Source organism: Roseixanthobacter finlandensis (assembly GCF_043195105.2).
Lineage (GTDB): Bacteria > Pseudomonadota > Alphaproteobacteria > Rhizobiales > Xanthobacteraceae > NCEH01.
In genome coordinates this window covers 1,655,038-1,679,623 of record NZ_CM195536.1, presented here as the reverse complement: position 1 = coordinate 1,679,623, position 24,586 = coordinate 1,655,038, and the positions used below count along the sequence as shown (strand labels likewise).

At 68.2% G+C, this 24,586-nt stretch carries 19 protein-coding genes; 11 read left to right on the top strand and 8 right to left on the bottom strand.

All coding sequences use genetic code 11. The annotated features are described in order from the left end of the window. Positions 1-253: 253 nt before the first annotated feature. Both V5G24_RS07750 and V5G24_RS07745 read right to left on the bottom strand, forming a co-directional pair. Positions 254-1,477 carry a class I SAM-dependent RNA methyltransferase gene (locus tag V5G24_RS07750; protein WP_394084673.1) on the bottom strand — a complete coding sequence of 408 codons (1,224 nt, stop codon included), beginning with the start codon at positions 1,475-1,477 and terminating at the stop codon, positions 254-256. Then, positions 1,474-2,202, bottom strand: coding sequence for a TlyA family RNA methyltransferase (locus V5G24_RS07745; RefSeq protein ID WP_394084672.1), 729 nt, complete (start codon positions 2,200-2,202; stop codon positions 1,474-1,476). Before V5G24_RS07745 ends, V5G24_RS07750 begins: the two co-directional genes overlap by 4 nt. 221 nt (positions 2,203-2,423) lie before the next feature. Between V5G24_RS07745 and V5G24_RS07740 the strand changes: the two genes are divergently transcribed. Together V5G24_RS07740 and V5G24_RS07735 are read left to right on the top strand one after the other, a co-directional pair. Next, entirely contained in the window at positions 2,424-3,002 is a 579-nt protein-coding gene (locus tag V5G24_RS07740; protein ID WP_394084671.1) for a hypothetical protein, read from the top strand. A gap of 102 nt (positions 3,003-3,104) precedes the next feature. Further along, positions 3,105-3,569 (top strand): hypothetical protein, encoded by a 465-nt coding sequence (locus V5G24_RS07735; RefSeq protein WP_394084670.1) that lies wholly within the window; start codon positions 3,105-3,107, stop codon positions 3,567-3,569. 42 nt (positions 3,570-3,611) lie between these two features. Here the strand turns inward: V5G24_RS07735 and dxs are convergent, their stop codons facing one another. Both dxs and V5G24_RS07725 read right to left on the bottom strand, forming a co-directional pair. Continuing rightward, on the bottom strand, positions 3,612-5,555 hold the full coding sequence (gene dxs, locus V5G24_RS07730) for a 1-deoxy-D-xylulose-5-phosphate synthase (protein ID WP_394084669.1): 1,944 nt from the start codon (positions 5,553-5,555) through the stop codon (positions 3,612-3,614). A 231-nt stretch (positions 5,556-5,786) separates the two neighbouring features. Then, positions 5,787-6,695: a glycosyltransferase family 2 protein gene (locus tag V5G24_RS07725; RefSeq protein WP_394084668.1), complete on the bottom strand. Its 909-nt coding sequence runs from the start codon at positions 6,693-6,695 to the stop codon at positions 5,787-5,789. Between the two features lie 130 nt (positions 6,696-6,825). On the opposite strand from V5G24_RS07725, the gene V5G24_RS07720 reads away from it, so the two are divergent. After that, positions 6,826-8,208, top strand: a complete 1,383-nt coding sequence (locus V5G24_RS07720; RefSeq protein WP_394084667.1) for an alpha/beta fold hydrolase — start codon at positions 6,826-6,828, stop codon at positions 8,206-8,208. Continuing rightward, positions 8,205-8,795, top strand: coding sequence for a protein-S-isoprenylcysteine O-methyltransferase (locus V5G24_RS07715; protein ID WP_394084666.1), 591 nt, complete (start codon positions 8,205-8,207; stop codon positions 8,793-8,795). The genes V5G24_RS07720 and V5G24_RS07715 overlap by 4 nt, the downstream gene beginning before the upstream one ends. Positions 8,796-8,895: 100 nt before the next feature. Here V5G24_RS07715 and V5G24_RS07710 read toward each other — a convergent pair whose 3' ends face one another. Further along, positions 8,896-9,180 carry an exodeoxyribonuclease VII small subunit gene (locus V5G24_RS07710; RefSeq protein WP_394084665.1) on the bottom strand — a complete coding sequence of 95 codons (285 nt, stop codon included), beginning with the start codon at positions 9,178-9,180 and terminating at the stop codon, positions 8,896-8,898. Positions 9,181-9,375: 195 nt separating this feature from the next. Here V5G24_RS07710 and V5G24_RS07705 point away from each other — a divergent pair, with 195 nt between their 5' ends. Both V5G24_RS07705 and hisG read left to right on the top strand, forming a co-directional pair. Further along, the gene (locus V5G24_RS07705) at positions 9,376-10,569 is read left to right on the top strand and encodes an ATP phosphoribosyltransferase regulatory subunit (RefSeq protein ID WP_394084664.1); all 1,194 of its coding nucleotides are present in this window, start codon (positions 9,376-9,378) and stop codon (positions 10,567-10,569) included. Next, entirely contained in the window at positions 10,566-11,546 is a 981-nt protein-coding gene (hisG, locus tag V5G24_RS07700; protein WP_394084663.1) for an ATP phosphoribosyltransferase, read from the top strand. The genes V5G24_RS07705 and hisG overlap by 4 nt, the downstream gene beginning before the upstream one ends. 12 nt (positions 11,547-11,558) lie before the next feature. Here hisG and V5G24_RS07695 read toward each other — a convergent pair whose 3' ends face one another. Beyond that, positions 11,559-11,744, bottom strand: a complete 186-nt coding sequence (locus V5G24_RS07695; RefSeq protein WP_394084662.1) for a hypothetical protein — start codon at positions 11,742-11,744, stop codon at positions 11,559-11,561. 324 nt (positions 11,745-12,068) lie between these two features. On the opposite strand from V5G24_RS07695, the gene V5G24_RS07690 reads away from it, so the two are divergent. Then, the gene (locus tag V5G24_RS07690; protein ID WP_394084661.1) at positions 12,069-13,043 is read left to right on the top strand and encodes a malate dehydrogenase; all 975 of its coding nucleotides are present in this window, start codon (positions 12,069-12,071) and stop codon (positions 13,041-13,043) included. A gap of 88 nt (positions 13,044-13,131) precedes the next feature. On the opposite strand, the gene V5G24_RS07685 is transcribed toward V5G24_RS07690, so the two are convergent. Next, positions 13,132-14,337, bottom strand: coding sequence for an acyltransferase family protein (locus V5G24_RS07685; RefSeq protein WP_394084660.1), 1,206 nt, complete (start codon positions 14,335-14,337; stop codon positions 13,132-13,134). A gap of 357 nt (positions 14,338-14,694) precedes the next feature. Between V5G24_RS07685 and pepN the strand changes: the two genes are divergently transcribed. From pepN to V5G24_RS07665, 4 genes are all read left to right on the top strand, one after another. Continuing rightward, on the top strand, positions 14,695-17,328 hold the full coding sequence (gene pepN, locus V5G24_RS07680; RefSeq protein WP_394084659.1) for an aminopeptidase N: 2,634 nt from the start codon (positions 14,695-14,697) through the stop codon (positions 17,326-17,328). Between the two features lie 129 nt (positions 17,329-17,457). After that, on the top strand, positions 17,458-17,742 hold the full coding sequence (locus V5G24_RS07675) for a hypothetical protein (protein WP_394084658.1): 285 nt from the start codon (positions 17,458-17,460) through the stop codon (positions 17,740-17,742). Positions 17,743-17,832: 90 nt separating this feature from the next. Continuing rightward, positions 17,833-18,795 carry a LysR family transcriptional regulator gene (locus tag V5G24_RS07670; RefSeq protein ID WP_394084657.1) on the top strand — a complete coding sequence of 321 codons (963 nt, stop codon included), beginning with the start codon at positions 17,833-17,835 and terminating at the stop codon, positions 18,793-18,795. A 215-nt stretch (positions 18,796-19,010) separates the two neighbouring features. After that, positions 19,011-21,326, top strand: coding sequence for an ATP-binding protein (locus tag V5G24_RS07665; protein ID WP_394084656.1), 2,316 nt, complete (start codon positions 19,011-19,013; stop codon positions 21,324-21,326). A gap of 257 nt (positions 21,327-21,583) precedes the next feature. Here the strand turns inward: V5G24_RS07665 and V5G24_RS07660 are convergent, their stop codons facing one another. After that, a complete protein-coding gene (locus tag V5G24_RS07660; protein ID WP_394084655.1) occupies positions 21,584-24,556 on the bottom strand; it encodes a bifunctional [glutamine synthetase] adenylyltransferase/[glutamine synthetase]-adenylyl-L-tyrosine phosphorylase in 2,973 nt (990 codons plus the stop codon). Positions 24,557-24,586: the final 30 nt, after the last annotated feature.

Sequence of the window (24,586 nt, the reverse complement as noted above, 5' to 3'; positions counted from 1 at the left end):
CGCCGCTTGGCGCCGGACCACACCGCCATTTCGGGCGAAGGTTCGGCCAACATTTCGGCGACGCCCGGATGCGCGGGAAAACCTGCCGCCCGGCTCGGATGCATCTTAGGTCGGATCGACATTCAGCGGCCTGGTGGATGGCCGCGCGGACCTTGAAGAGCCGGTACCAGCGATGCCGCGTGGATGCACGGGACAAGCCCGTGCATGACGGTGCGCTGCTGCAATCGCGCCAAGCCATGACTGTCGATCGGTCCTACCGAAAGAACACGCCCACCAGTTCCACATGGGGCGAATAGCGGAACTGGTCCACCGGCGTCACCGACCGCAAGGCGAAGCCGCCCTCGGCGAGGAGGCGGGCATCGCGGGCGAAGGTGAGTGCGCTGCACGAGACATAGGCCAGCCGCGCCACCTTTGAACGCGCGAGTTCGCGGGCCTGGGCCTCCGCCCCCTGGCGCGGCGGGTCGATCACCACCGCGTCGAACCGGGCCAGTTCCTCCGCCACCAAAGGCCGGCGGAACAGGTCGCGCACCTCGCCGTCCACGCCCTTGAGGCGCGCGGTGGCCTTTGCGGCGCGCTGCAGGGCCGCGACCGCCGGGGCGTTGCTCTCATAGGCGCTCACCCGGGCGGTCTGGGCGAGGCGAAGCGCGAAGGTGCCGACGCCACAGAACAGGTCGGCGACGCGCTTTGCCCCCTCGACCGCGCCCAGCGCCAGCCCGGCCAGCGTCTCCTCGCCCATCTGGGTTGCCTGGAGGAAGGAGGCCGGCGGCAGCTCGACGCGCGCCAGCCCCATGGTCAGCACCGGCGCGACGCGCTGGAGCACCAGTTCTCCATGGCGGGTCAAGCGGGCGAGATCGAAGGTTTCCGCGAGCGCGCCAAGCTCCACCATCAGGTCCGGCGGCAGCGGGCCGGAGCCGCGCACGTCGAGATCAAGCCCGGTCTCGGTGGCGGTGACATGCAGATCCAGCGGCTTCTTCAGGGGCGCCAGCGCATCGGCCACCGCCTGGGCGGCCGCGAGCGCGCGGGCAAGGCCCGGCGCCAGCACCGGACATTCGCGCAGGGCCACCATGGCGTGGGACTTGCGCTCGGCGAAGCCCACCACGGTGCGCGCGCCATATTGACGGGCATGGAAGATCGCCCGCCGCCGGCCGGCGCCATGGGCGTCCACCAGATCGCCCACCGGCGCATGGATGCCCTCGCGCGCCAGCGCCTCCACCACCAGGGCGCGCTTCCAGGCCTGATAGGGCGCGGCTTGCCAATGCTGGAGCAGGCACCCGCCGCACACGCCGAAATGGCTGCACACCGGCACCGCGCGGTCCGGGCTGGCGGAAACGATGGTCTCCACCTTCAGCCGGTCCTTCTCGCGCACGCCCGCGACGGTTTCCCCCGGCAGGGCGTAAGCGGCGAACAGCGGGCCGTCAGCTGTCTCGGCGATGGCATCCCCCTGGGCGCCCATGCGGGCGATGACGGCTTGCATCATGGCTTCACCGCCCCGATCAGGAATTCGTGATTGCCGTCGCCGCCGGTGATGGGCGAGGGAATGAGGCCAACGACGCGCCAGCCCAGCGCCTCGACGCTCTCGCGGACGCGCGCGCACACGGCGGCATGGACGGTGGCATCGCGCACGATGCCCTTGCGCACATGGGCCGGGCCGGCCTCGAACTGCGGCTTCACCAGCGCCGGGAGGCGGGCGCCGGGCGCGGCCAAGGCGAGCGCCGCCGGCAGCACCAAAGCGAGCGAGATGAAGCTGACGTCGATCACCACCAGATCGACCGGTTCGGGCACCTTTTCGCGGTCCAGGCTGCGGGCATCGGTACCTTCCAGAAGCACCACGTCGGGATGGCCGCGCAGGCGGGCGTGGAACTGGTCGTGCCCCACGTCGACCGCATAGACGCGCCGCGCCCCGCGCCGCAGCAGCACATCCGTGAAGCCGCCGGTGGAGGCGCCGACATCCAGCGCCACGCATCCGGCGGGATCGATGGCGAAGGCCTCCAGCGCGGCTTCCAGCTTCAGCCCGCCGCGCGACACGAAGGGGTGAATGTCCCGCGCCTCGATGGCCGCATCCTCCGCGACCTCCTCGGAGGGCTTGGCCACCGGCTTGCCGTCGGCATGCACCTGCCCCGCCAATATGGCGGCCTGCGCGCGCGCCCGGCTGTCGAACAGGCCGCGCGCCACCAGAAGCTTGTCGATGCGCTGCCGCGCCATGACCCACACCCACCGTAATAAGGAACCGCACGCGCGCCAAAGGGACCGCACGCCACGAGGACAGCGCACCAAGGGAACCGCGCCCGCCTTAAGCCAGCCGCGCAAATCTGATCGCGCGCGGCCGGCCGGCCGTGATATGCGATGGCTGGGGGAGAGGCAAACGGCAAGCGACGGAGCGGGCGGCCTTTAGGGGACGCGCCGGCTGCCTGATGGGAGAATGTATGCGTATCGCCCTCGCAGCCTGCTGCGCCCTGGTGCTTGCCGCGGTGCCCATCGGGACCGGCGTTGCACAAGCCAACAGCTCTCAGGCCGGCACCGGCAAATCCAGTTCAGGCAAATCCGCCAAAACCAAATCCGCCAAGGCCAGCGCATCCAAGACCCAGCTGCCCCCCGATACGCGCGTGTGGAGCCTGGTGCGCGGGGATGACACCTATGTGCTGCGCTTCGGCCAGCCCCGCGCCGCCGATCCGGCGTTCGCCGCGACGTGCCAGCCCTCGGCGCAATTGCTTCAGATCGCGCTGGAGGTGAATTCCACCAAGATCCGGTCCGGCGACGGGGTCGCGCTGTCGCTCTCCAGTGGCAAGCGCCATCTGGAACTGGCGGCGAGCGCCTTTCTCGGCTCCAGCGACGGCCTGCTGGTGGTCGAGGCGGCGGTGAGCCTGGAGCCGCGCGTGTTCGATATTTTCCGCGACGGGGACACCCTCACCATCCGCCTCGCGGGCCAGACGCAGACACTGCCGCTCGCGGGCGCGCGGAGCCGGCTTCAGGATTTCGAGCGTGCGTGCCTGACGTCACGGTAACAGACAACCGAAATTCACCACGTCGGCACGCGCACCTCCCCGCCGGCTTCCCCTTTTCCGGCGGACGGCTATGATCCCGCGCCATTTTGTGAGGAATTGAGCATGTATCGTAAGGTCCTCGCGCTCGCGCTTCTCGCCGCCTCCGCGATGCCCGCGGCGGCCCAGGTGAAGATGCAATGGGCCAGCAGCAACAGCGATACCGGGGCGACCCTGACCTTCGGTGTGCCGGAGACGGACGAGGCGATCATCAGCTTCACCTGCGACAAGGGCAAGGAGATGGTGCTCGTCAGCTCCTATATCGGCTCCAAGGGGCTGAAGGCTGAGGAGACCGCCCGCATCGTGCTGACCGCCGGCAAGGTGAAGAAGGAGCTTCCCGGCCGCGCAATCGCCAATGAGGAAAACGGCGCCGTGGACGTGGAAGCCGGCGCCAAGATGACCGACGTCAAGGCCCTGCTCGCCGGCGGCAAGCTGCTGACGGTCGAGACCAAGGGCGTCAAGCAGCAGGTGGCCCTCGCCGGCGCGCCGGACGCCTTCGGCGCGTTCGAAAGCGCCTGCAAGACCAACTGACGCCGCGCGATCAGCCGAGGCGCAACATAAGGCCCGGCCGGCTCAGGCCCGCCGGGTCAAACCGATGCGGTCGGCGCGTTGCAGCACCGAAAGCACCTTCGCCACGATGCCGTCGGCGTCGAGGCCGGCCTGGGCGATCTGGCGGGAGGGGGTTTCCTGGTCGATATAGATGTCCGGCAGCACCATGGCGCGCAGCTTCAGGCCGCGATCCAGCGCCCCGGCATCGCTCAGGAACTGCATCACCTGGCTGCCGAAACCGCCGATGGAGCCTTCCTCCACCGTGATCAGCGCCTCATGCGCACGGGCCAGGCGGCCGATCAGGTCCTGGTCGATGGGCTTGGCGAAGCGCGCGTCGGCGACGCTCGCGGAAATGCCGAGGTCCGCCAGCCGCTCCGCCGCCGCAAGGCAAGCCGCAACCCGCGTGCCGAGGCCGACCAGCGCCACGTCCGTGCCCTCGCGCAGCAGGCGGCCGCGCCCGATGGGCAGCACCTCGCCCCGCTCCGGCCGCTCCACGCCCACGCCCTCGCCGCGCGGGAAGCGGATCGCGCTCGGCCCGTCGTCATAAGCGACGGCAGTGGCGATCATATGGGTCAGCTCGGCCTCGTCGGACGGGGCCATGATGGTGAAGCCCGGCAGGCAGCCGAGAAACGCGAGGTCGTAGGCGCCGGCATGGGTCGCGCCGTCCGCGCCCACGAGGCCGGCCCGGTCGATGGCGAAGCGCACCGGCAGGCCCTGCAGCGCCACGTCATGCACCACCTGGTCATAGGCCCGCTGGAGGAAGGTGGAATAGAGCGCGCAGAACGGCTTGTAGCCTTCCGCGGCGAGCCCGGCGGCGAACGTCACCGCGTGCTGCTCGGCGATCGCGACATCGAACGTGCGGTTCGGGAACGCCTGCCCGAACAGATCGAGCCCGGTTCCGCTCGGCATGGCGGCGGTGATGGCCACCACCTTGTCGTCGTGCCGCGCCTCGTTGATCAGGCTCTCGGCGAACACGCGGGTATAGGTCGGCGCATTGGACTTGGCCTTGACCTGCGCCCCGGTGACGACGTCGAACTTCACCACGCCATGATATTTGTCGGCGGAGGCCTCGGCGGGGGCGTAGCCCTTGCCCTTCTGGGTCACCACATGGACCAGGATCGGCCCGGTCTTGGCGTCGCGCACATTGCGCAGCACCGGCAGCAGGTGCTCGAAATTATGGCCGTCGATGGGCCCCACGTAATAGAAGCCCATCTCCTCGAACAGGGTGCCGCCGGTCCAGAAGCCGCGCGCGAACTCCTCCGCCCGCTGGGCGCCGCGCTCGACGAACTTCGGCATATGGCCGGCGAGCTGCTTGCCGATCTCGCGCAGGGAAAGATAGGTGCGCCCGGAAATGAGCCGCGCGAGATAAGCCGACATGGCGCCCGTGGGCGGGGCGATCGACATGTCGTTGTCGTTGAGGATAACGATCAGCCGGCTGTCCATGGCGCCGGCATTGTTCATGGCCTCGTAGGCCATGCCCGCCGACATGGCGCCGTCGCCGATGACGCAGACGATATTGCGTTCCTCGCCCGAGAGGTCGCGCGCCACCGCCATGCCGAGGCCGGCGGAAATGGAGGTGGAGGAATGGGCCGCGCCGAACGGGTCGTACACGCTCTCGGCGCGCTGGGTGAAGCCGGAGAGGCCCCCGCCCTGGCGCAGCGTGCGGATGCGGTCGCGCCGCTCGGTGAGGATCTTGTGGGGATAGCATTGATGCCCCACGTCCCAGATCAAGCGGTCGTGCGGGGTATCGAAAACGTGATGCAGCGCCACCGACAATTCAACCACGCCGAGACCCGCGCCGAGATGCCCGCCGGTGACGGAGACCGCGTCGATGGTTTCGAGCCGCAGCTCGTCGGCGAGCTGGGGCAGCTTTTCGTCCGGCAGGCGTCGCACATCAGCGGGGCTGCGCACCGTATCGAGAAGCGGGGTCTTGGAAGCGGTCACGGAACACTCCGCACATGCCGGCATCGCCGGCCCTGTTAATCTGCCGGGATCGCCGGCCCTGTTAATCCGCCGGCATCGCCGGCCCCATCATCCGCAAGTACCGCCGGTCCTCGCGCCGACCCGAACGGCTGAGCCGGGGATCGCACCCGGCGTATCCGGGCCAAAAAGCCTTACACATACAAATGGGCATGTGCAACGCACACGGCCAGGCCCGTTAACCATAGATGCGAGGGGCGGCGCGTCCCAAGGTGGGTCCTAAAGCTCGCGATCCCGCCCCGGCCCGGTGGGCGCCTGTGGCCCGTCGAGCAGGCCGGCGAGCTTGCCCGCGCGGATCATGAAGCGGTGCATGTCGAGGGTCGCCAGCGCCAGCAGGCACCCGCCGGCGAGGCGCAGGGCGTCCGTCGCCATCTGGGGCTGGCGCCCGTATTTGCGGCGGACATAGAGTTCCGAGCGCTTCTTGTAGCGATTGATGGCGAAGGTGGCGCCCCAGGACGGGGGGCTGGATTTCCCGCCGCTGTGGGACACTTGCGCCTGCGGCACCACGATGATGGGCAGGTCGCGCGCCAGCGCCCGCAAGGCCAGGTCGTCGTCCTCGTGATAGAGGAAAATCTGCTCGTCGAACCCGCCGAGCGCGAGGAATTCCGCCCGTTTCATGAGGAAGGCGGCGCCGTGCACGAAGCGCGTGCAATAATCGCCGGCGATCTCTTCCGCCTTGAGCCTTGCCGCGCGCGGCACCGGCTCAAGGATCGAGCCCTCCTTGCGCATGGGGCGTCCGGTGTCACTGAGGATCGAGGGCATGAGGATCGCCGGGCCATAGGCGCGTTCGGCCGCCACCAGCCGATCCAGCGCGCCCGGCGCCAGAGCCGCGTCGGGATTGAGGAAGAAGACATATTCGCCCCGCGCAGCGCGCGCGCCTTCATTGCAGGCGGTGCCGAAGCCGAAATTGCGCGGCAAGGCGATCAAGCGGGCGGACCGCGCGAGGCCATCCATGAAGCCGGTGCCCTGCGGGCTCGCATTGTCCACCACGATCACCTCGCACCCCTCGGGCACGGAGGCGATGGCGCGGCCGATCACCGCCCCGCTGTTGTAGGAAACCAGGATCACGCTCACCAACGGCGCTGCCGTGGCTTCAGTATCCGTGGCCTCAGTCTCGTTCGGGGTCATGGGTTCTCCGCGCGGCGCGTGCCGCTTGGTGGTAGCACCCCGCCGCGCCGCGCCACAACGCGCCATCCCCGGCCCGTGCGGGCGCGGGGCCTTTCATCGCGCGCCGCGCTCCGATAGAAGGCCAACGACCATGGCCGCGCACGAACCAGACCAGATGCTCCGCCGCCACTTCTTCTTCGTGGCGGGCTTCGATCCCATGAGCGCGGAAGGCCATCACAAGGTCTTCACCCGCGAGCTTGCCCGATTCGCCAAGGTCTGGAGCGTCGCGACCGGCTGCGATCCCGCCCCGGAAGCCACCCTCACGGGCGCCGCGTGGAATACCCACGCCAACGGCCCCGGCTGGTCCACGCGCACGCGCTTCGAGTTGCTCGCCTGGGACGAATTCGTGCGCGCCGACATGGCGCGCGGCCGCTGGTCGCACATTCTCGGCACGACCCGCGCGCTCGCCGACATGATCGCGAGCGGCACGGTGGTGCGCTATTTCCGCCTGAGCCACCGCTACGGCATCTTCTTCGTGCTCACCTATGTGGTGCTGCTGGCGATCACGGCCGCAGCGCTCGCCGCCGGCTATGGCGCGGCCAATTTCGCCACCGCGCCGCTCGGCCTGGTCCCGGCGCTGCTCCTCGGCGCGGTGGCGACGGCGGGGGTGTTCTTCGGCCTCATGGCGACGCTGGGCAAGCGGCTGCGCCTCAAGCAATCGCTGGATCTTGCGGAATTCTCGGTGGATTACGCGCGCGGCCGGCATCCCGCCATCGATGCGCGCATCACCGCCTTCGCGACGCGGGTGCGCGAGGTGGCGCGGCAGGGTGGCGTGGACGAGATCGTCATCGCCGGCCACAGCCTCGGCGCCATGCATGTGGTGAGCCTGGTGGCGCAGGTGCTGGCGCGCGAACCGAGATTCGGCGCGCGGATCCCGATCCGCCTGCTGACCCTCGGTTCCACCACCGCGAAATTCGCTTTGCATCCCGCCGGCACCCGCCTGCGGGCGGCCGCGCGCAAGGTGCATGCCGCCCCAGCGGTGGGCTGGGCGGAATTCCAGGCGCGCGACGACATCGTCAGCTTCTACAAGGTCAATCCGGTCACGCTCGGCCATGCCGGCAATGCGGACGGGCGGCGCCGGCCGTTCGTGCGGCAGATCACCATTCGCGGCCTGCTCACCCCCAAGACCTATGCCCGCTTCCGCTTCGACGTGATGCGCCTGCACTGCCAGTTCTTCCTCGCGAACGACCGCAAGGCGCCGTACGATTTCTACGCCTTCATCTGCGCGCCCGTGACCTTCGACGAGATGGTGCGCCAGATCGACGGGCCGATGGCCATCTTCGCGCCCGACGGCGCACTCATGCCCCTCGCCTATCGCCAGGCGACCGCGGTGGGCGGCGCGGCCGACACCTCGGCCGCATCGGCGACGAAAAAGCCGGCGTCCCTCAAGGCGCGCCCGAAGGCGGGCGGCCGCGCGCGGCAAAATCCCAAGAGACGGCAAAATCCCAAGAGCAGGAGCAGGACGCGCCCATGAGCACGCTCGCCATCGCGAAACTGGCCTGGGCGCTCGGCGTCATCGCCTGGTACGTCATCCGCATGCCGTTCGAGCGCAGGGCGCGGAAAGCCAGGGTTGCGGACCGGCGCCACCGCACCACGCGGGAAATGGTGCTGCTGTCCATCTCCACGCTCGGGCTCGGCATTCTTCCGGCGCTCTATGCGGCGACCGGCTTTCCCCGCGCGCTGAGCTACGCCCCCTCCCCGCTTCAGGTGGCGGCGGGCGTCGCCGTGTTCGCGTTTTCGCTCTGGCTGTTCTGGCGCACCCATCGCGATCTCGGCCGCAACTGGTCGGTGACGCTGGAGATCAAGGACGCGCATCAGCTGGTGACGTCGGGCGTCTATGCGCAGGTGCGCCACCCCATGTATTCCGCGTTTTTCCTGTGGGCGGTGGCGCAGGCTCTGCTGCTGCCGAACCTGCTGGCGGGATTTTCCGGCCTCATCGGCTTCGGCATCCTGTTCTTCTTCCGCGTCGGACAGGAGGAAGCGATGATGCGCGAGACCTTCGGCGCGCAATATGAGGCCTATTGCGCCCGCACCAAGCGCATCATTCCCGGCCTGTACTAAAAAGAACAAAGCCCGCACGGGGCGCGGCGTCCGATTCGGACCCGCTGTGTTCCCCGCCCGTTCGTTCCGGCGGCGAGGCCCTGTCCCGCGCTGGCACAGGTCAGCCCGGATCGAGCGGCGCCGTGCCGCTCGGGCGGCCGTCGGACTCGCGGGTGATGGTCTCGACCCGCGCCTCGGCCTCCTTCAGCAGCGCATCGCAGCGCGCTTTCAGCGCCTCGCCGCGCTCATAGATGGCGATGCTCTCTTCCAGGGGCACGTCGCCGCGCTCCAGGCGCTGCACGATCCCTTCGAGCTCGGCCAGGGCCATCTCGAAGGAGAGGCTTGCCACCGCCGGGCCGGCGCTGGCGCCTTTGGGCTGGGGGGCGGTTTTGGGAGCGTCAGCCATGGGCTTTCCTTTCGCGTGCGGCGGGCGGGCCTGCGGGCTGGCCCGCCGATTCCCTCGTCATTGCGCGCACCATAGCCGAGCCGGGCGCGAGGCTTAAGCGCCCATCGGGCAGGCCGGGGTGGCCTGAGGGCTTCGCCTTTGCTAGAAGCCGCGCGAACACTTGAGCCCTTATCCGGACCGCGGCGGACGAATTCCATGCCCTCCAAGGCGCAAAGCCGATTTCCCGAGCGCACAGGCCGCGCCCTGGACGATGCCCTTCTCGCACGCTACGAGGCTGCCGGCTTCGTGCGCATCGACACGCCTATTCTCCAGCCGGCGGACGTGTTTCTGGATCTTTCGGGCGAATCCATCCGCCGCCAGCTGTATCTGACCACCGACATGGAGGGGCAGGAACTCTGCCTTCGGCCGGACCTGACGATCCCCGTCGCGCGGCAGGTGCTCCAGTCCGGCGCGCCGCTGCCGACCTTCGTGAGCTATCTCGGCCCGGTGTTCCGCTTTCGTGGCGAGAGCTGCGGCGAGTTCCGCCATGCCGGCGTCGAATCCTTCGGCCGCACCGATCTTGAAGCGGCGGACGCGGAGATTCTCGCCCTCGGGCTGGAAACCTGCACCATCTACAACATGCCGGCCCCGGCGATCCGTCTCGGCGACGTGGCCCTGTTCGCCGCCTTGCTCGAAGCGCTTCCCCTGCCCCCGGCGTGGCGGCGGCGGCTGCTGAAGGATTTCGGCCAGAGCAGCCTGGACGCCGACCTCACCCGCCTCAACGCCGAGCGCGCGAGCAATGGCGCGAGCCATGCCGGCGTGCTGAACGCGCTCACCGGCTCGGACCCGGAAGGCGCGCGCGCCCTGATCACCGACCTGCTCTCCATCGCCGGCATCACCACGGTGGGCGGGCGCAGCGTTTCGGAGATCGCCGAACGGTTCCTGGAACAGGCCTCGCTCGACGCGGGCAACGGCCTGTCGTCGGAAACGGCTGTGATTCTCGGGCGCTATCTGGACATCACGGGCAATCCGGACGATGCCTCGGCCCGCCTGCGGGCGCTGGCGAAGGACGCCGGCATCGCGCTCGACGCCGCGCTCGACGCGTTCGACCGCCGCGCCGGCTTCATCAGCGCCCACGGCATCGCCCTTTCGGATATCCAATTCTCGGCCGCCTTCGGCCGGCCGCTCGATTATTACAGCGGCATGGTGTTCGAGCTGCACGATCCGCACGGGCGCGTGGACGGTCCGCTGGTGGCGGGCGGGCGCTATGATCGCTTGCTGGAGCGGCTCGGCGGCGCGGTGGTGCCCGCCGTGGGCCTCGCCGCATGGGTCGAGCGCCTCGCAAAGCTGGATGAAGCCGCGATGGACAAGGCCGCGGCGCGCCCGGCCGATGGGGAGGCGGGACGATGAGCGACACCTTGATTCTCGCCGTTCCCTCCAAGGGCCGGCTGCAGGAGAACGTGCAGGCCTTCTTCGCCCGCGCCGGCATGCCGCTGCTCCAGGCGCGCGGCGCCCGGGACTATCGCGGCGCCATCGGCGGGGTGGAGAATGTGGAAGTGGCCTATCTCTCGGCCTCCGAGATCGCGGCCGCGCTCGCCTCCGGCACCGCCCATGTGGGCGTCACGGGCGAAGACCTGGTGCGCGAGAACATCTCCCACGCCGATACCCGCGTCGCGCTGCTGGAGAAGCTCGGCTTCGGCCATGCCAATGTGGTGGTCGCGGTGCCGCAGGCCTGGATCGACGTGCGCACCATGGACGATTTGGACGATGTGGCGAGCCATTTCCACAGCCGCACCGGCCGGCGCATCCGCGTCGCGACCAAATATGTGAACCTCACCCGGGGCTTCTTCGCCCGTCACGGCATCGTCGATTATCGCATCGTCGAAAGCGCGGGCGCGACCGAGGGCACGCCGGCCGCTGGCAGCGCCGAGCTGATCGTCGACATCACCACCACCGGCGCCACCTTGTCCGCCAATGCGCTCAAGGTGGTGGACGACGGGGTGATGCTGCGTTCGGAAGCCAATCTGGTGGCCTCCCTCACGGCGCCCTGGACCGCGGGAACCCGCGCCGTCGCCCGCGCCATTTTCGACCGCATGGCGGCGGAAAAGCGCGCCCGCACCATGCGCGAGGTGCGCACGCGCTTCGGTTCGTGCGATGCCGACCTGGTGGCGCAGGCGGTGGAGCGCTTTCGCTGCGTGGCGCCGTTCGGCGGGCCGACCTCGTCCGGCATGCTCACCCTGCACTGCCCGCCGGACACCTTGCATGGCCTCGCCACCTTCCTGCGGGCGGAAGGCGCCAGCATGGTGACGGTGGGGGCGATGGAATATGTGTTCGCCTCCGACAATCCGCTCTATGAGGCGCTGGAGGCGCGGCTCGCCGCCAGCTGAGGGCGCCGCGCTTCAGAACCGATCGACATTCCTGGTCCGGCGCGATTCCAGCAGAGCATCGTCATGCACGGGCTTGACCCGTGCATCCACGCGGCCCCGCCGGCGCCAGCTTTTCAAGGCGCGCGCGGGCGGCGTGGCGTGGATGGCCGGGACGAGCCCGGCCATGACGGCCGGTGAAATAAAGACGATGGCGCGCACCGGCCGTCAGGCGCCTCGACGATCCACCCCGCGGCTGAATGTCGATCGGACCTAGATCGGGCGCGCCTTAGAGCCGGTTTGGGACATCGGCGGCCGAGGTCCGTCAGGGCGTTTTTGGCCTCCGGCAGCAGAAGACGCCGGCGCGATGGCGCGCATCGCGCCAAGGTTTCGGCGCACCGGGCGCCGGAACGGCCCGGCGGACCGAGCCGTCCGACTTTTCCAAACAGGCTCTTTGGAACAAATCCCTGCTGAAACGTCACGAAAGCCGTCTTATAAGCCGGAGCCGGACACATTCGCGTCCGATCCGTTTTGGAGCTCAGCCTCATGACACGTCCCGCCAAGCGTATCGCAGTGACCGGAGCCGCCGGCCAGATTTGCTACTCCCTGCTGTTCCGTCTTGCGCACGGCGACGTGTTCGGCGCCGACCAGCCGGTGGTGCTGCAGCTGCTCGACCTGCCGCAGGCCCAGGCGGCCGTGGGCGGCGTGGTGATGGAACTGGAAGACTGCGCCTTCCCGCTGCTCGCCGGCGTCACCATCACCGATGATCCCAAGGTCGCCTTCCGCGACGTGGATGCCGCCATCCTGGTGGGCTCGCGTCCGCGCTCGAAGGGCATGGAGCGGCGCGACCTGCTGCTGGCCAACGGCGAAATCTTCAAGGTGCAGGGCCGCGCCCTGAACGAAGCGGCCAGCCGCGACGCCCGCGTGCTGGTGGTCGGCAATCCCGCCAACACCAATGCCGCCATCCTGGCCCAGAACGCGCCGGACTTCCCGCGCGAGAACATCAACGCGATGCTCCGCCTGGATCACAACCGCGCCCTCTCCCAGCTGGCCGCCAAGGCCGGCGTCGATGTCGCCAGCATCCAGAAGATGGCCGTGTGGGGCAATCATTCCCCCACCATGTTCGCCGACTGGCGCTTCGCCACCTCCGGCGGCAAGAGCCTGCCCGAGCTGATCAATGACGAAGCCTGGTATCGCGACACCTTCATCCCCACCGTCGCCAAGCGCGGCACGGCGATCATCGAAGCGCGCGGCGCCTCCTCGGCCGCGTCCGCCGCGAACGCCGCCATCGACCACATGCACGACTGGTTCCAGGGCTCGAACGGCGATTGGGTCTCCATGGGCCTGCCGTCCGACGGCAGCTATGGCATTCCCGAGGGCGTCTATGCGGGCGTTCCGGCGATCTGCGCCAATGGCAGCTATGAGCGCGTCACCGGCCTGCCGATCGACGATTTCGCCCGCACCATGATCGACCGCACGGTCGCCGAGCTGACCGAGGAACTGGACGCGCTGAAGTCCTGACCTTACGGAAAGCCTGAACGCAAAAAAAATGGCGCGGCCGGCGGGGAGCACCCGCCGGCCGCGCCAGCTTCAAGCCACTGATGTGGGCTTATGTCATGTTAGAAACCCGCCGCGCCCGCACCTGGGCGAACGCGCGGCGCACCGCTTCCCCGCGCACCATGCGCTTGGCAAAGGCGTTGAAGGCGAGCCGCGCCGGCTCCTCGATGCGGGAATAGGTGAGCGCCGAGAGCGCCAGCACCACCAAAAGCACGCCCGCCAACGCCGCATGGCTCTGCCACACGCCGCCGAGATCGTAGAGCGTCTTGGCGTGCCCCTCCACCATCACCTCGCGCTCCAGCGCGACGCCGGCCGCGCCCGCAAGGCTCCAGGCCAGGAACGCCGCCGCCATCAGAACCAATTGATGGCTCATATAGATGGAATAGGACCAGCGCCCGAGCGCCGCGAACGGGCGCGCCCGCAACAGGCGCGAGATCGCCCCCTGTTCGCGGGCGAACACCAGCACCGCCGCGGCGAACGCCAGCGGCGCCGCGAGGCTGAGCGCGCGCACCGCATCCGGCCCGTGGCTCGCGCGAATCACGAACAGCGCCACGAGCGCGACGATGCCCGCTTCCCACGCCGTCGCCAACGGCAGGCGCCGGTGGCCCCATAATTCGTGCAGGCGATAGGCGACGACGCCGGTGAAGAAGCCGGCCACGCAGCGGAACAGGCCGAAATCGGCGGTGGAATTCATGTAGCTGGGAGCGACCATGGCCAGGAGCGCGATGCTCGCCAGCACCAAGGCGGCCGCGGCGAGGCTGAGACGCCGCAGCGTCAGCACGCAGACCGCGCCGAACAGCAGGTAAGTGTAGAATTCCGCGCCGATGCTCCAGCTCGGGGCGTTCCAGGCCATGCCGTGCAGATCCACCGCGTTCAGCAGCAGCAAATGGATGGGAATGGCGATGGCGGAATATTCGCTCGGCCCGAGCGTGAAGGCGAAACGCTCGGGGTGCGGCAGCAGGTTCACCAAAGTGATGAAGGCGATGAACAGCGCGAGCATGGCCGCATGCAGCGGCCACAGCCGGCCGAACCTGCGCACCACGAAGGCGCGCCACGATGGCGCATCCCCCAGCCGGTCGCGATAGGCATGGCACACCACGAAGCCACTGAGGACAAAGAAAAAGTCCACAAACAAAAATGCATTGGTGACGATCGGCGTTCCCATCAGCGGCGAACGGAACACGAAGCAGAAATGGAATAGAACCACCAGCAGCGCGCAGATCCCGCGCCAAGCATCCAGGGCTTTGAAGCGAACCATGAAACAGACCTCCGCTGCGGAAAAGCCGGAGACAGGCCTAAAGTTCCCGTGGGGAGAAGCCTTGTCTGAAATGCGGATACTTCATGGTCATGCGTTCTTGAATATTTCTACCTTGGCCGTTGCAACGGGAGAAACCCTCGCAGTTTCGCCCCTGCGCGCCCGCCCCTTCCCCCGCCCATTGCGACGGCCTAGTCTTCCCGCGCGCCGCAGGCGCTAGAGCACGCGCCGTTCAGCTTGCATCGCAAGCCGAACGGATAACGCGTTCTCTTTCCTCAAGTTTAGAGGGCGATTCACGAGCAAATTGATTCAATTTGCTCGGATCGCGCTCTAAGACCGTTGCTTGTCCCGGAGTGATCGATGCGTGAAGCCGAGCCCCAACCCGTGCGCCTGGCCGATTACCACCCACCCGAATGGCTGGTGGATACCGTCGATCTCGATATCTTGCTGCATCCGACCGCGACGCGCGTGGTCTCCCGCCTCGCCCTGCGCCGCAATCCCGCCGGCACCGCGGGCGCCCCCATCGCGCTCGACGGCGACGGCCTGACGCTGGTGCGCGTGGCGATCAACGGCGCGCCGCTGGCCGGTGGCGCCTATGAGGCGACGCCCCAGGCGCTGGTGATTCCCGCCCCGCCGGCGGATCGCCTGATGCTGGAAATCGAAACCCTGGTGGACCCCACCGCGAACACCCAGCTGATGGGCCTGTTCCGCACCAGCGCCAATTATTGCACCCAGTGCGAGCCCGAAGGCTTTCGCCGCATCACCTATTTCCCCGACCGCTCGGACGTGCTCGCCGTCTACACCACCCGCATCGAGGCGGACAAAGACGAGGCGCCGATCCTGCTCGGCAATGGCAATCTTGAGAAGAACGGCCCGATCGCCGGCACCAACCGCCATTATGCGGTCTGGCACGATCCCTGGCCCAAGCCGAGCTATCTGTTCGCCTTGGTCGGCGGCAAGCTCGACAAGGTGCCGAGCCATTTCGTCACCGCCTCCGGGCGCCCGGTGGAACTCGGCATCTATGTGGAGCCGGGAAAGGCGGACCGCGCCGCCTATGCCATGGACGCGCTGAAGCGCTCCATGCGCTGGGACGAACAGGCGTTCGGCCGCGAATACGACCTCGACGTGTTCAATATCGTCGCCGTGTCCGACTTCAACATGGGCGCGATGGAGAACAAGGGGCTCAACGTCTTCAACGACAAATACGTTCTGGCGACACCGGAAACCGCGACCGACGCAGACTATGCCAATATCGAGGCGATCATCGCCCACGAATATTTCCACAATTGGAGCGGCAACCGCATCACCTGCCGCGACTGGTTCCAGCTGTGCCTGAAGGAGGGCCTGACCGTCTTCCGCGACCAGGAATTCTCCTCCGACCAGCGCTCGCGCCCGGTAAAGCGCATCGCCGACGTGCGCCTGCTCAAAGCCCAGCAATTCACCGAGGATGCGGGTCCCCTCTCCCATCCGGTGCGGCCGCAGGTGTATCGCGAGATCAATAATTTCTACACGGCGACCGTCTATGAGAAGGGCGCCGAAGTGGTGCGGATGCTGAAGACCCTTCTGGGCGAAGAGGGGTTCCGCGCCGGCATGGATCTTTACTTCACCCGCCACGATGGACACGCCGCCACCATCGAGGATTTCCTGAAATGCTTCGCCGACGCCACCGGCCGCGATCTCGATGCTTTCGCGCTCTGGTATGCGCAAGCCGGAACGCCCCGGCTCGAGGTCACCGGCGCCTATGACGCGGCCGCCGGCACGTTCCGCCTCGATGTCGCCCAATCGACCCCGCCGACGCCCGGCCAGAGCGAGAAGCAGCCGCTGGTGATCCCGCTGGCGCTCGGCCTCGTCGGTCCCAATGGCAGCGACATGCCGCTGGTTCTGGAGGATGGCACCCAAGTGCAGGACGGCGTTCTGGAAATCACGGCGCCGCGGCAGAGCTTCGTCTTCACCGGCATCGGCACGCGGCCCGTGGCCTCGCTCAACCGGGGTTTCTCGGCGCCGGTGAACCTGTCGTCCAACCTCACCAGCGAGGATCTGGTGTTCCTGGCGGCCCACGACAGCGATCCGTTCAACCGCTTCGACGCGCTCCAGGGCTTGGCCTTCGCTTTGCTAAAGGATGGCGCGCGCACCGGCACCCTGCCCGATCCGAAAGCCCTGGTTGAGGCCGCGCGCCTGCTCCTGAGCGATGCGACGCTCGATCCCGCCTTCAAGGCGCAGGCTCTGGCCTTGCCGGGCGAAGCGGAAGTGGCGCGGGAGCTGGCGCGCAACGTCAATCCCGATGCCGTCTTCGCCGCCCGCAAGACCCTGCGCAAAGCGTTCGCCGAGGGCCTCGGTGATTTGTTCGCGGAGGCTTACGCGGCCCTTGGCACGCCCGGCCCCTATGCCCCCGACGCGGCGTCCGCCGGCCGCCGTGCCTTGCGCAATCTCAGCCTCGATTACCTGACCTTGCCCGGCACGCCGCAAGCGCTCGCCCGCGCCGTGGCGCAGTTCGAGGCGGCGGACAATATGACCGACCGCTTCGCCGCCCTCGCCGTTCTGTCCCAGCACGACACGCCCGAGCGCACGCAAGCCCTCGACGCCTTCTTCCGCCGGTTCGAGAACGATCCGCTGGTGATCGACAAATGGCTGAGCCTCCAGGCGATGATCCCCGAGACCGGGACGCTGGAGCGGGTGAAGCGCCTGTCGCTGATGCCCTTCTTCTCCATGACCAATCCGAACCGCGTGCGGGCCCTCATCGGCGCGTTCGCCACCGGCAATGCCACCCAGTTCAATCGCGCCGACGGGGCGGGCTATGATTTCCTCGTGGAGGTGGTCCTGGGGCTCGACGGCACCAATCCTCAGGTGGCCTCGCGCATGCTCTCCGCCTTCAAGACCTGGCGGCAATTGGAGGCGGGCCGCGCCGCACATGCGGAACGCGCGCTGCGACGGGTTGCGGAAACGCCCGGCCTGTCCGAGGATGTGGCCGACATTGCGATGAGATCGCTTGGGTAACGCAGAGATTATCGACAAAAACGGGATAATGAGCTGCGCATTTGGCGCATTATCCCGTCGTCGGCTAATGATTAGGTTCCCTGCATCAACACGCCGGTCCCGCCGGCTTCCAAATGCAGGAGACTTTCCATGCGCAATCTTACCCTTGCAGCCCTCGCCATCGGTGCGGCCCTGACCGTTTCCGGCGCCGCCAGCGCCGATGAATACGTCACCGCCATGAACAAGGAGGCCTATGCGGTCGCGGCCGAGTCGGCCCGCGAGGCGCAGGCCGCCGAGCGGTCCGCCATCGCCCCGCTCGGCTATGCGGAGGTCCCGACCGCCGGCCATTCGCTGAACGCCATCTTCCCCGCCCGGAGCGCCCAGCCCACCCGTACGAGCCAGGCCGAGTACAGCGTTGGCGGAACGGGCGAGTAACACCCATATCACGTTAAACGGTCCGGACCAGGACGCGGTGCGCGGCGATGCGCGCCGCGTCCCTTTCCGTCTGCAAGAGGAAGCAACGCCATGGCGCGCTTCGATGATATTGAGGTGTTCCTGCGGGTGGTCGAGCGCGGCAGCTTCAGCGCAGCCGCCGCGCAGCTGGGTCTTCCCGCAACCTCGGTCAGCCGAAAGCTGAAGACGCTGGAAGATCGGCTCGGCGTGCAATTGCTCCACCGCACCACGCGCCGGGTGTGGCCGAGCGAGGCGGGGCAAGCCTATTACAACCAATGCGTCGACGCGATCGCGGTACTTGACCGCGCCGAAGCCAGCGCCCGTGCCCTCACCAAGGAGCCGGAAGGCCCGCTGAAGGTGCTCATCACCTATGCGCCGGCCATTTTGATCCTGGAGCCGGAACTCGCGACCTTCCGCGCCCGCTATCCCAAGGTGCAGCTCAACCTGACCCTCGACAACCACCCGCTCGACCTTTCCGAGCACGGCTATGATGTCGCGGTGCGCCCCGGGCCGGTGCGCGATTCCAGCTATCATGTGCGCTCATTGGGATTGCAGACGCTGAGCCTGCTCGCAAGCCCGGCCTATCTCGACCGCAAGGGCCGCCCCTCCCATCCGAGCGAGCTCGGCCTGCACGACCTAGTGGCGGTGCGCTACCGTCCCGGGCCGCTGCATTGGGAGCTCGACGGGCCTGGTGGTCCGCTGGACCTGCAGATTCAGCCCGCCCTCGTCACCAATGATGCAATCATGGCCCTACGGCAGACCTTAGGCGGCGCCGGGATCCTGATGATGTCACGCTGCCTCGCCCGCCGGCGCATCGACGCCGGGGAATTGGAGGTGGTGCTTCCGGATTGGCAGCGCCGCGAACCGCTGGAGACGGTCGCCCTGTTCCCGGCCCGCGCGACGCAGGACCTGAAGGTGCGGGTGTTCGTGGACTTTATGGTTGAAGTCTATGCGCGATGGATGCGCCCGGCTGAATCGCCCGCGCTGACGCTGGCGGCACGGCAAAGCGAGGCCCGCACCCTCGATGCAGCTTGAGCGATGCCGCAGCGGATCCCACAACGGTAAAATAACCCGCGAAGTGCGTGAATTTTTGCGGTCTTGACTCTCCCGGACTCTAGACAACACCCCCCCGATTCGAGTCCAATCGACCCCGATTCGGAGAGATGCGGCACGTCCCTCCAAGTCTTGTGAGGACGATAGGTCGAAGGGCGTGGCCGCCCTGAGACCGGACACCGGAGGAGGGGCCGGCGATGGCACGCGCCAACGCTGAGAGCGTCGGTGTGCGCGGTCATGCCATAGGTGGATTGGCAAAATCCGTAGCACGACCCGCCTACCAGCGGCTTCTCGAAGCCGAGCCTTTTCTGCGCCGGATCGTCCCGGCGCTGATCATCACCTTCCTTCTCGTCATCGGCATCGGCGCCGTTGTGCAAGTGCACAGCCACCGACAGGCGGTGATCGACAACGCCAAGGACGACCTCAGCCTGCTCGCGCTCGCGACAGCCGAGGGGCTGAGCCAGCGCCTGGGCGGCAATCTTGCGCGCATCAGCCAGGCCTTGCAGGAATCCCTTCCGCCCCGCGCGACGCTGGGCGGACGCCGCATTTATGTGACCGATCCCCAGGGCCGCATCCTCGCCTCGGCGCCGCAGGGCCTGCCGCCGGCGGCGACGCTGGCCGATGTGCTCGATCCCTCCCAGCCGCTCACGGTCTTCGCCGAGCGCGCCGGCGTGCTGGAAATCCCGTTCGGCGAGGACAGTGCGCTCGCCACCGTGCGCAACCTCAACCCGCCGCTCGGCCAGATCATCTATATGCAGCCCATGGCGCGGGCGCTCGCCACCTGGTCGGAGAGCACCACGCTGACGGTGACGCTGTTCACCACCACCGGCGCGGTGCTGCTCATCCTCGGCTTCTCCTTCCACTGGCAGGCGAGCCGGGCGCGCGAGGCGGACCACATCTATGACACCGTGCGCGTGCGCATCGACACCGCGCTGAACCGCGGCCGCTGCGGCATGTGGGATTGGGACATGGCGCGCGGCCGCATGTACTGGTCCGACACCATGTTCGAGATTCTCGGGCTGGACCGGCGCGACGAGTTGCTCTCGTTCGGCGACATCGCCAAGCTGGTGCATCCGGACGACGTGAACCTCTACGAACTGGCCCAGGACCTCGCGGATCGCCCCGGCGCCTCGGTGGACCGGGTGTTCCGCATGCGCACCGCGCGCGGCGACTTCGTGTGGCTGCGCATGCGCGCCGAAGTGGTGCAGCAGGGCGGCGAGGACGGCCCGCACCTCATCGGCATAGCCATGGATGTCACCGAGGCCCAGCGCATGGCGGAACGCACGGTGACCGCCGACACCCGCCTGCGCGACGCCATCGAGAGCATCTCGGAAGCCTTCGTCCTGTGGGACAGCCAGAACCGGCTCGTGCTCTGCAATTCCAAATTCCAGAGCCTGCATGAATTGCCGGACGACGCGATCCAGGTCGGCACCTCGTTCGACACCATCGCCACCGTCGGCCGCCACCCGGTCACGCGCACGCCGCTGAAGCCGGAGGATAAGCCGGAAGAGGGCTCGCGGGCGTTCGAGGCCCAGCTCTCCAACGGCCGCTGGCTGAAGATCGCCGAGCGCCGCACGAAAGACGGCGGCTACGTTTCGGTGGGCACCGACATCACCCCGCTCAAGCGCCATGAGGAACGCCTCATGGACAATGAGAAGCGCCTGATGGCGCTGGTCGCCGACCTGCGCAAATCCCAGCAGACCCTGGAGCTTCAAGCCCAGCAATTGGCCGAGCTGGCGGAGAAATATTCGGAAGAAAAGAACCGCGCCGAGGACGCCAACCGCGCCAAGAGCGAGTTCATGGCCAATATGAGCCACGAATTGCGCACGCCGCTCAATGCTATCATCGGCTTTTCCGAGATCATGGAGAGCGGCATGTTCGGCCCGCTCGGATCGGAAAAATACGCGGAATATTGCGGCGACATCAAAGGCTCGGGCACCTATCTGCTGGACGTCATCAACGACATCCTCGACATGTCGAAGATCGAGGCCGGCCGCATGCAGCTGGAGCTGGAGGACGTGCGGCTCGACGAAATCGTCACGGATGCCCTGCGCGTCATGGCGCTCAAGGGGCAGGAGAAGCAGATCTCCGTCACCGCCGAGGCCGGCGAAGGGCTCGCGGTGCGGGCGGACAAGCGGGCGCTGAAGCAGATCCTGCTGAACCTGCTCTCCAATGCGGTGAAGTTCACGCCCGAGGGCGGGCGGATCGCCATCAAGGCGCGGGTGAACGGCGGGGCGGCGGTGATCGCCATCGAGGACAGCGGCATCGGCATCGCCAAGCACGCCCTGGCCAAGCTGGGCCGGCCGTTCGAGCAGGTGGAAAGCCAGTTCACCAAGACCCACAAGGGGTCCGGGCTCGGGCTCGCGATCGCCAAGTCACTGACCGAGCTGCATGGCGGCGCGATGCGCATCCGCTCGCAGGAAGGGGTGGGCACCACCGTCATCATCCGCCTGCCGCTGGACGGCGGCGCGGCCAATTCCAACGAAACCCCGCGCCTCACCTCGGTGGTGTGAGGCCGCACCCGCAGCAGCAGCGCGTAAGGCGGCCGCCGAGACCGGATCAACCTTCATGGCGCGACACCTGGGCATGCACATGATCATGCACGGGCTCGACCCGTGCATCCACGCGGTGCCGCCGGTACCGGCTTTTCAGGAATCGTGACGTCGGCGCGGCGTGGATGGCCGGGACACGCCCGGCCATGACGAAACGAAAGGCGAGCGGGGAAAGCGCCGCCCGCTTTCAGGTCCGTCCCCGCCAACGTCGATGGACCCTATCCCGCCGCCTGCTCCAGCACGCGGGTAAAAATCTCGCGCACCCGGTCCTGGGTTTCGCGCAGATGGGCGTCCAGGGTGGCGAAATCCGGCATCTCGCCGGCGCGGGCGAGGAGCGCCTTCAGGGCCGGGCTCGCCTCCGTCGGCAGGAAATGGGTGTCGAGCGCCAGCCGCAGCACCTGCGTCAGATCCTGGTAGAGCCGGCAGGCATTGGCGAGGAGAAGAATGTCCTCCGCCGGCAGCAGGTGCAGTTCGCCCGCCACCGCGATGATGCGCGCCGTCGCCGTATCGACGATCTGCGGATGCTGGGCGGCATGCACCAGCACCAGATATTGCGCCAGGAACTCCACATCCACCTGCCCGCCCAGGGCATGCTTGAGATTCCAGCGATCGGCCTCGCCCTTCTCGGCGGCGATGGCGCCGCGCATGTCGAGAATGTCGCCGGCGATGCGGCGCGGATCGCGCGGACGGGCCAGCACGTCCCGGATCACCGCTTCCACGCGGGCGCAGAAATCCGGCCGCGCCGAGATCACGCGGGCGCGGGTGAGCGCCATGTGTTCCCAGGTCCAGGCCTCGTCCCGCTGGTAATTCTCGAATGAGCGCAGCCGCGTCGCCACCGGGCCGGAGCGCCCGGAGGGGCGCAGGCGCAGATCCACGTCATAGAGCTTGCCGGCGTTGGTCAGGCTGGTGAGGGCGGTGACCAGGCGCTGGGTGAAGCGGGCGAAATATTGCGCGCCATGGAGCGGGCGCGGGCCGTCGGAGGATGGGTCCGCCTCGGGATCGAAATCATAGAGCACGATGAGGTCGAGATCGGAGCCGGCAGTCATTTCCCGGCCGCCGAGCTTGCCCATGGAGAGCACCGCCGTCTCGGCGCCCGCGATCGTGCCGTGGGCTTCCTGGAAGCGTGCCCAGACGCGCGCGTGCAGGGCGCGGATGATGACTTCGGCGAGGCCCGCATAGGCCTCGCCTGCGCGCGCGGCGGGCAGCGTGCCGGAGGCGATGCGCACGCCGATCAGCACATGCTGTTCCTGGCGGAAGCGGCGCGCGCGGTCGAGCTGCTCTTCGTCGCTCTCGGCGGTGTCGAGGAGGATTTCGAGATGCTGTTCCAGGCTCGCCTGATCGGGCAGCTTGTTGAAGAAGGCCGGATCCAGCAGAGCGTCGAGCAGGGAGGGCCGCCGCGCCAACGTCTCGCCGAGGCGCGGGGCGACCGTGAGAATGGTGGCCAGCAGCCGCACCAGATCGGGATGGCGCTGCAAGGCGTGCATCAGATGGCCGCCGGAAAGTTCGGCGAAGAAATTATCCGCCGCAATCAGCGCCCCGTCGGGATCGCCGCCGCGCGACAATTGCTCCAGCAGCAGCGGCGCGATGCTGGCGAGCTGACCCCGCGCCACATCGCTGCGCAGCACCCGGTGGCGCCCCGCCATCCAGCCGCGCACCACCATGCTGGCGGCGGGCGGATCGCGAAAGCCGAGCCGGCCGAGCACTGCCAGGGTCTGGCGGTCGTCATGATCGGGGGGAAACAGCAATTGCCCGTCCAGCACCGCGGGGGGCGGGCTGTCCTCGAACAATTGCGCGTAATGGTGCTGCACCCGCTTCAAGCGATCCACCAAAGCGGCGGCGAAGGCGTCGCGGGTCTCATAGCCCATGAAGCGGGCGAAGGCGCCGAGCGCGTCGGTCTGTTCGGGCAAGGTGTGGGTCTGGGCATCCGCCACCATCTGGATGCGATGCTCGACCCGGCGCAGGAAGATATAGGCCTCGGCCAGTTCGTCCCGCACGGCGCCGGCGATCCAGAAATCGCGCACCAGCGCGTCGAGCGCCTCCAGCGTGCGCGAGGACCGCAGGTTCGGATCCCGTCCGCCGGCGATGAGCTGCTGGGTCTGGACGAAGAATTCCACCTCGCGGATGCCGCCGCGCCCGAGCTTCACATTGTGGCCTTCCACCGCCACCACGTCGTGCCCGCGAAACGCATGGATCTCGCGCTTCATGGCGTGCACGTCGGCGATGGCGCGATAATCCAGCACGCGGCGCCAGACGAAGGGGGCAAGATCGGAGAGAAACTCCCGGCCCACCGCGAGGTCGCCCGCCACCGGGCGCGCCTTGATATAGGCCGCCCGCTCCCAGGTCGCGCCCTCGCGCTCGTAATAGGCGAGCGCGGCGGCGGTGGAGAGCGCCACTTGCGTCGAGCCGGGGTCCGGCCGCAGGCGCAAATCCACCCGCAGCACATAGCCGTCGCCGGTGCGCTCCTGGAGCATGCGCACCAAAGCGCGGGTGATTTTCACGAAGAAGGGGGAAGGCTCCACGCCCGCGGCGAGCGGCGCCACGTCGCGGTCATAGACCACGATCAGATCCACGTCGGAGGAATAATTCAGCTCGCGCGCGCCGTGCTTGCCCATGGCGATCACGGCGAGGCCGCAGCCGACCGCGGGGGTCGCGGGGTCGGGCGGCAGGAGCTTTCCGGCGGAAACCGCCTCGGCGAGCAGGAAATCCAGCGCCGCGCCCAGCGCCGTGTCCGCCACGTCGGTGAGCGCGCGCGTCACCTGCACCAGATCCATGGCGCCGCCGATATCCGCCAAGGCGATGGTGAGCGCGGCTTCCGCGCGCATCCGGCGCAGCGCGGTCATCGCCTGCGCCTCGTCAGCGGCATGGGCGACCGCCTGCCGGCAAGCCTCAGTGAGGGCGGCGATATGGGCCGCCGGCGCGCCCTCCAGCGCCCGCAGCAGGCAGCGGGGATCGGCGCGGATCAGGTCGTGGAGAAACGGCGAGAATTCCGAGACGCCGAGCAGAACGGCGCGCGCGCGCGGATGCTCCGCGAGAATGGCGTCGATGCGCGCGCGGCCCGCCGTGTCCAGGCCTTCGAGCGCGTAGCCGAGCTTGATCTTTGCCGCCTCAGCATCGCAAAGAACAGGGGCTTCCCACATCGAGGCGGCAAGCGAGGCGGCGGCAATAGGGGGCGAAGCGGAGGAAGCGGACATTTGCCTCACTTAAAGGCATGAGGCCATGCC

Coding starts and splice junctions, on each gene's coding strand:
- V5G24_RS07735 (WP_394084670.1), top strand. CDS start 3,105: ATGTATCGTAAGGTCCTCGCGCTCGCGCTTCTCGCCGCCTCCGCGATG.
- V5G24_RS07720 (WP_394084667.1), top strand. CDS start 6,826: ATGGCCGCGCACGAACCAGACCAGATGCTCCGCCGCCACTTCTTCTTC.
- V5G24_RS07740 (WP_394084671.1), top strand. CDS start 2,424: ATGCGTATCGCCCTCGCAGCCTGCTGCGCCCTGGTGCTTGCCGCGGTG.
- pepN (WP_394084659.1), top strand. CDS start 14,695: ATGCGTGAAGCCGAGCCCCAACCCGTGCGCCTGGCCGATTACCACCCA.
- V5G24_RS07715 (WP_394084666.1), top strand. CDS start 8,205: ATGAGCACGCTCGCCATCGCGAAACTGGCCTGGGCGCTCGGCGTCATC.
- V5G24_RS07665 (WP_394084656.1), top strand. CDS start 19,011: ATGGCACGCGCCAACGCTGAGAGCGTCGGTGTGCGCGGTCATGCCATA.
- V5G24_RS07725 (WP_394084668.1), bottom strand. CDS start 6,695: ATGACCCCGAACGAGACTGAGGCCACGGATACTGAAGCCACGGCAGCG.
- V5G24_RS07670 (WP_394084657.1), top strand. CDS start 17,833: ATGGCGCGCTTCGATGATATTGAGGTGTTCCTGCGGGTGGTCGAGCGC.
- V5G24_RS07685 (WP_394084660.1), bottom strand. CDS start 14,337: ATGGTTCGCTTCAAAGCCCTGGATGCTTGGCGCGGGATCTGCGCGCTG.
- V5G24_RS07690 (WP_394084661.1), top strand. CDS start 12,069: ATGACACGTCCCGCCAAGCGTATCGCAGTGACCGGAGCCGCCGGCCAG.
- hisG (WP_394084663.1), top strand. CDS start 10,566: ATGAGCGACACCTTGATTCTCGCCGTTCCCTCCAAGGGCCGGCTGCAG.
- dxs (WP_394084669.1), bottom strand. CDS start 5,555: ATGCCGGCATGTGCGGAGTGTTCCGTGACCGCTTCCAAGACCCCGCTT.
- V5G24_RS07710 (WP_394084665.1), bottom strand. CDS start 9,180: ATGGCTGACGCTCCCAAAACCGCCCCCCAGCCCAAAGGCGCCAGCGCC.
- V5G24_RS07745 (WP_394084672.1), bottom strand. CDS start 2,202: ATGGCGCGGCAGCGCATCGACAAGCTTCTGGTGGCGCGCGGCCTGTTC.
- V5G24_RS07675 (WP_394084658.1), top strand. CDS start 17,458: ATGCGCAATCTTACCCTTGCAGCCCTCGCCATCGGTGCGGCCCTGACC.
- V5G24_RS07705 (WP_394084664.1), top strand. CDS start 9,376: ATGCCCTCCAAGGCGCAAAGCCGATTTCCCGAGCGCACAGGCCGCGCC.
- V5G24_RS07660 (WP_394084655.1), bottom strand. CDS start 24,556: ATGTCCGCTTCCTCCGCTTCGCCCCCTATTGCCGCCGCCTCGCTTGCC.
- V5G24_RS07750 (WP_394084673.1), bottom strand. CDS start 1,477: ATGATGCAAGCCGTCATCGCCCGCATGGGCGCCCAGGGGGATGCCATC.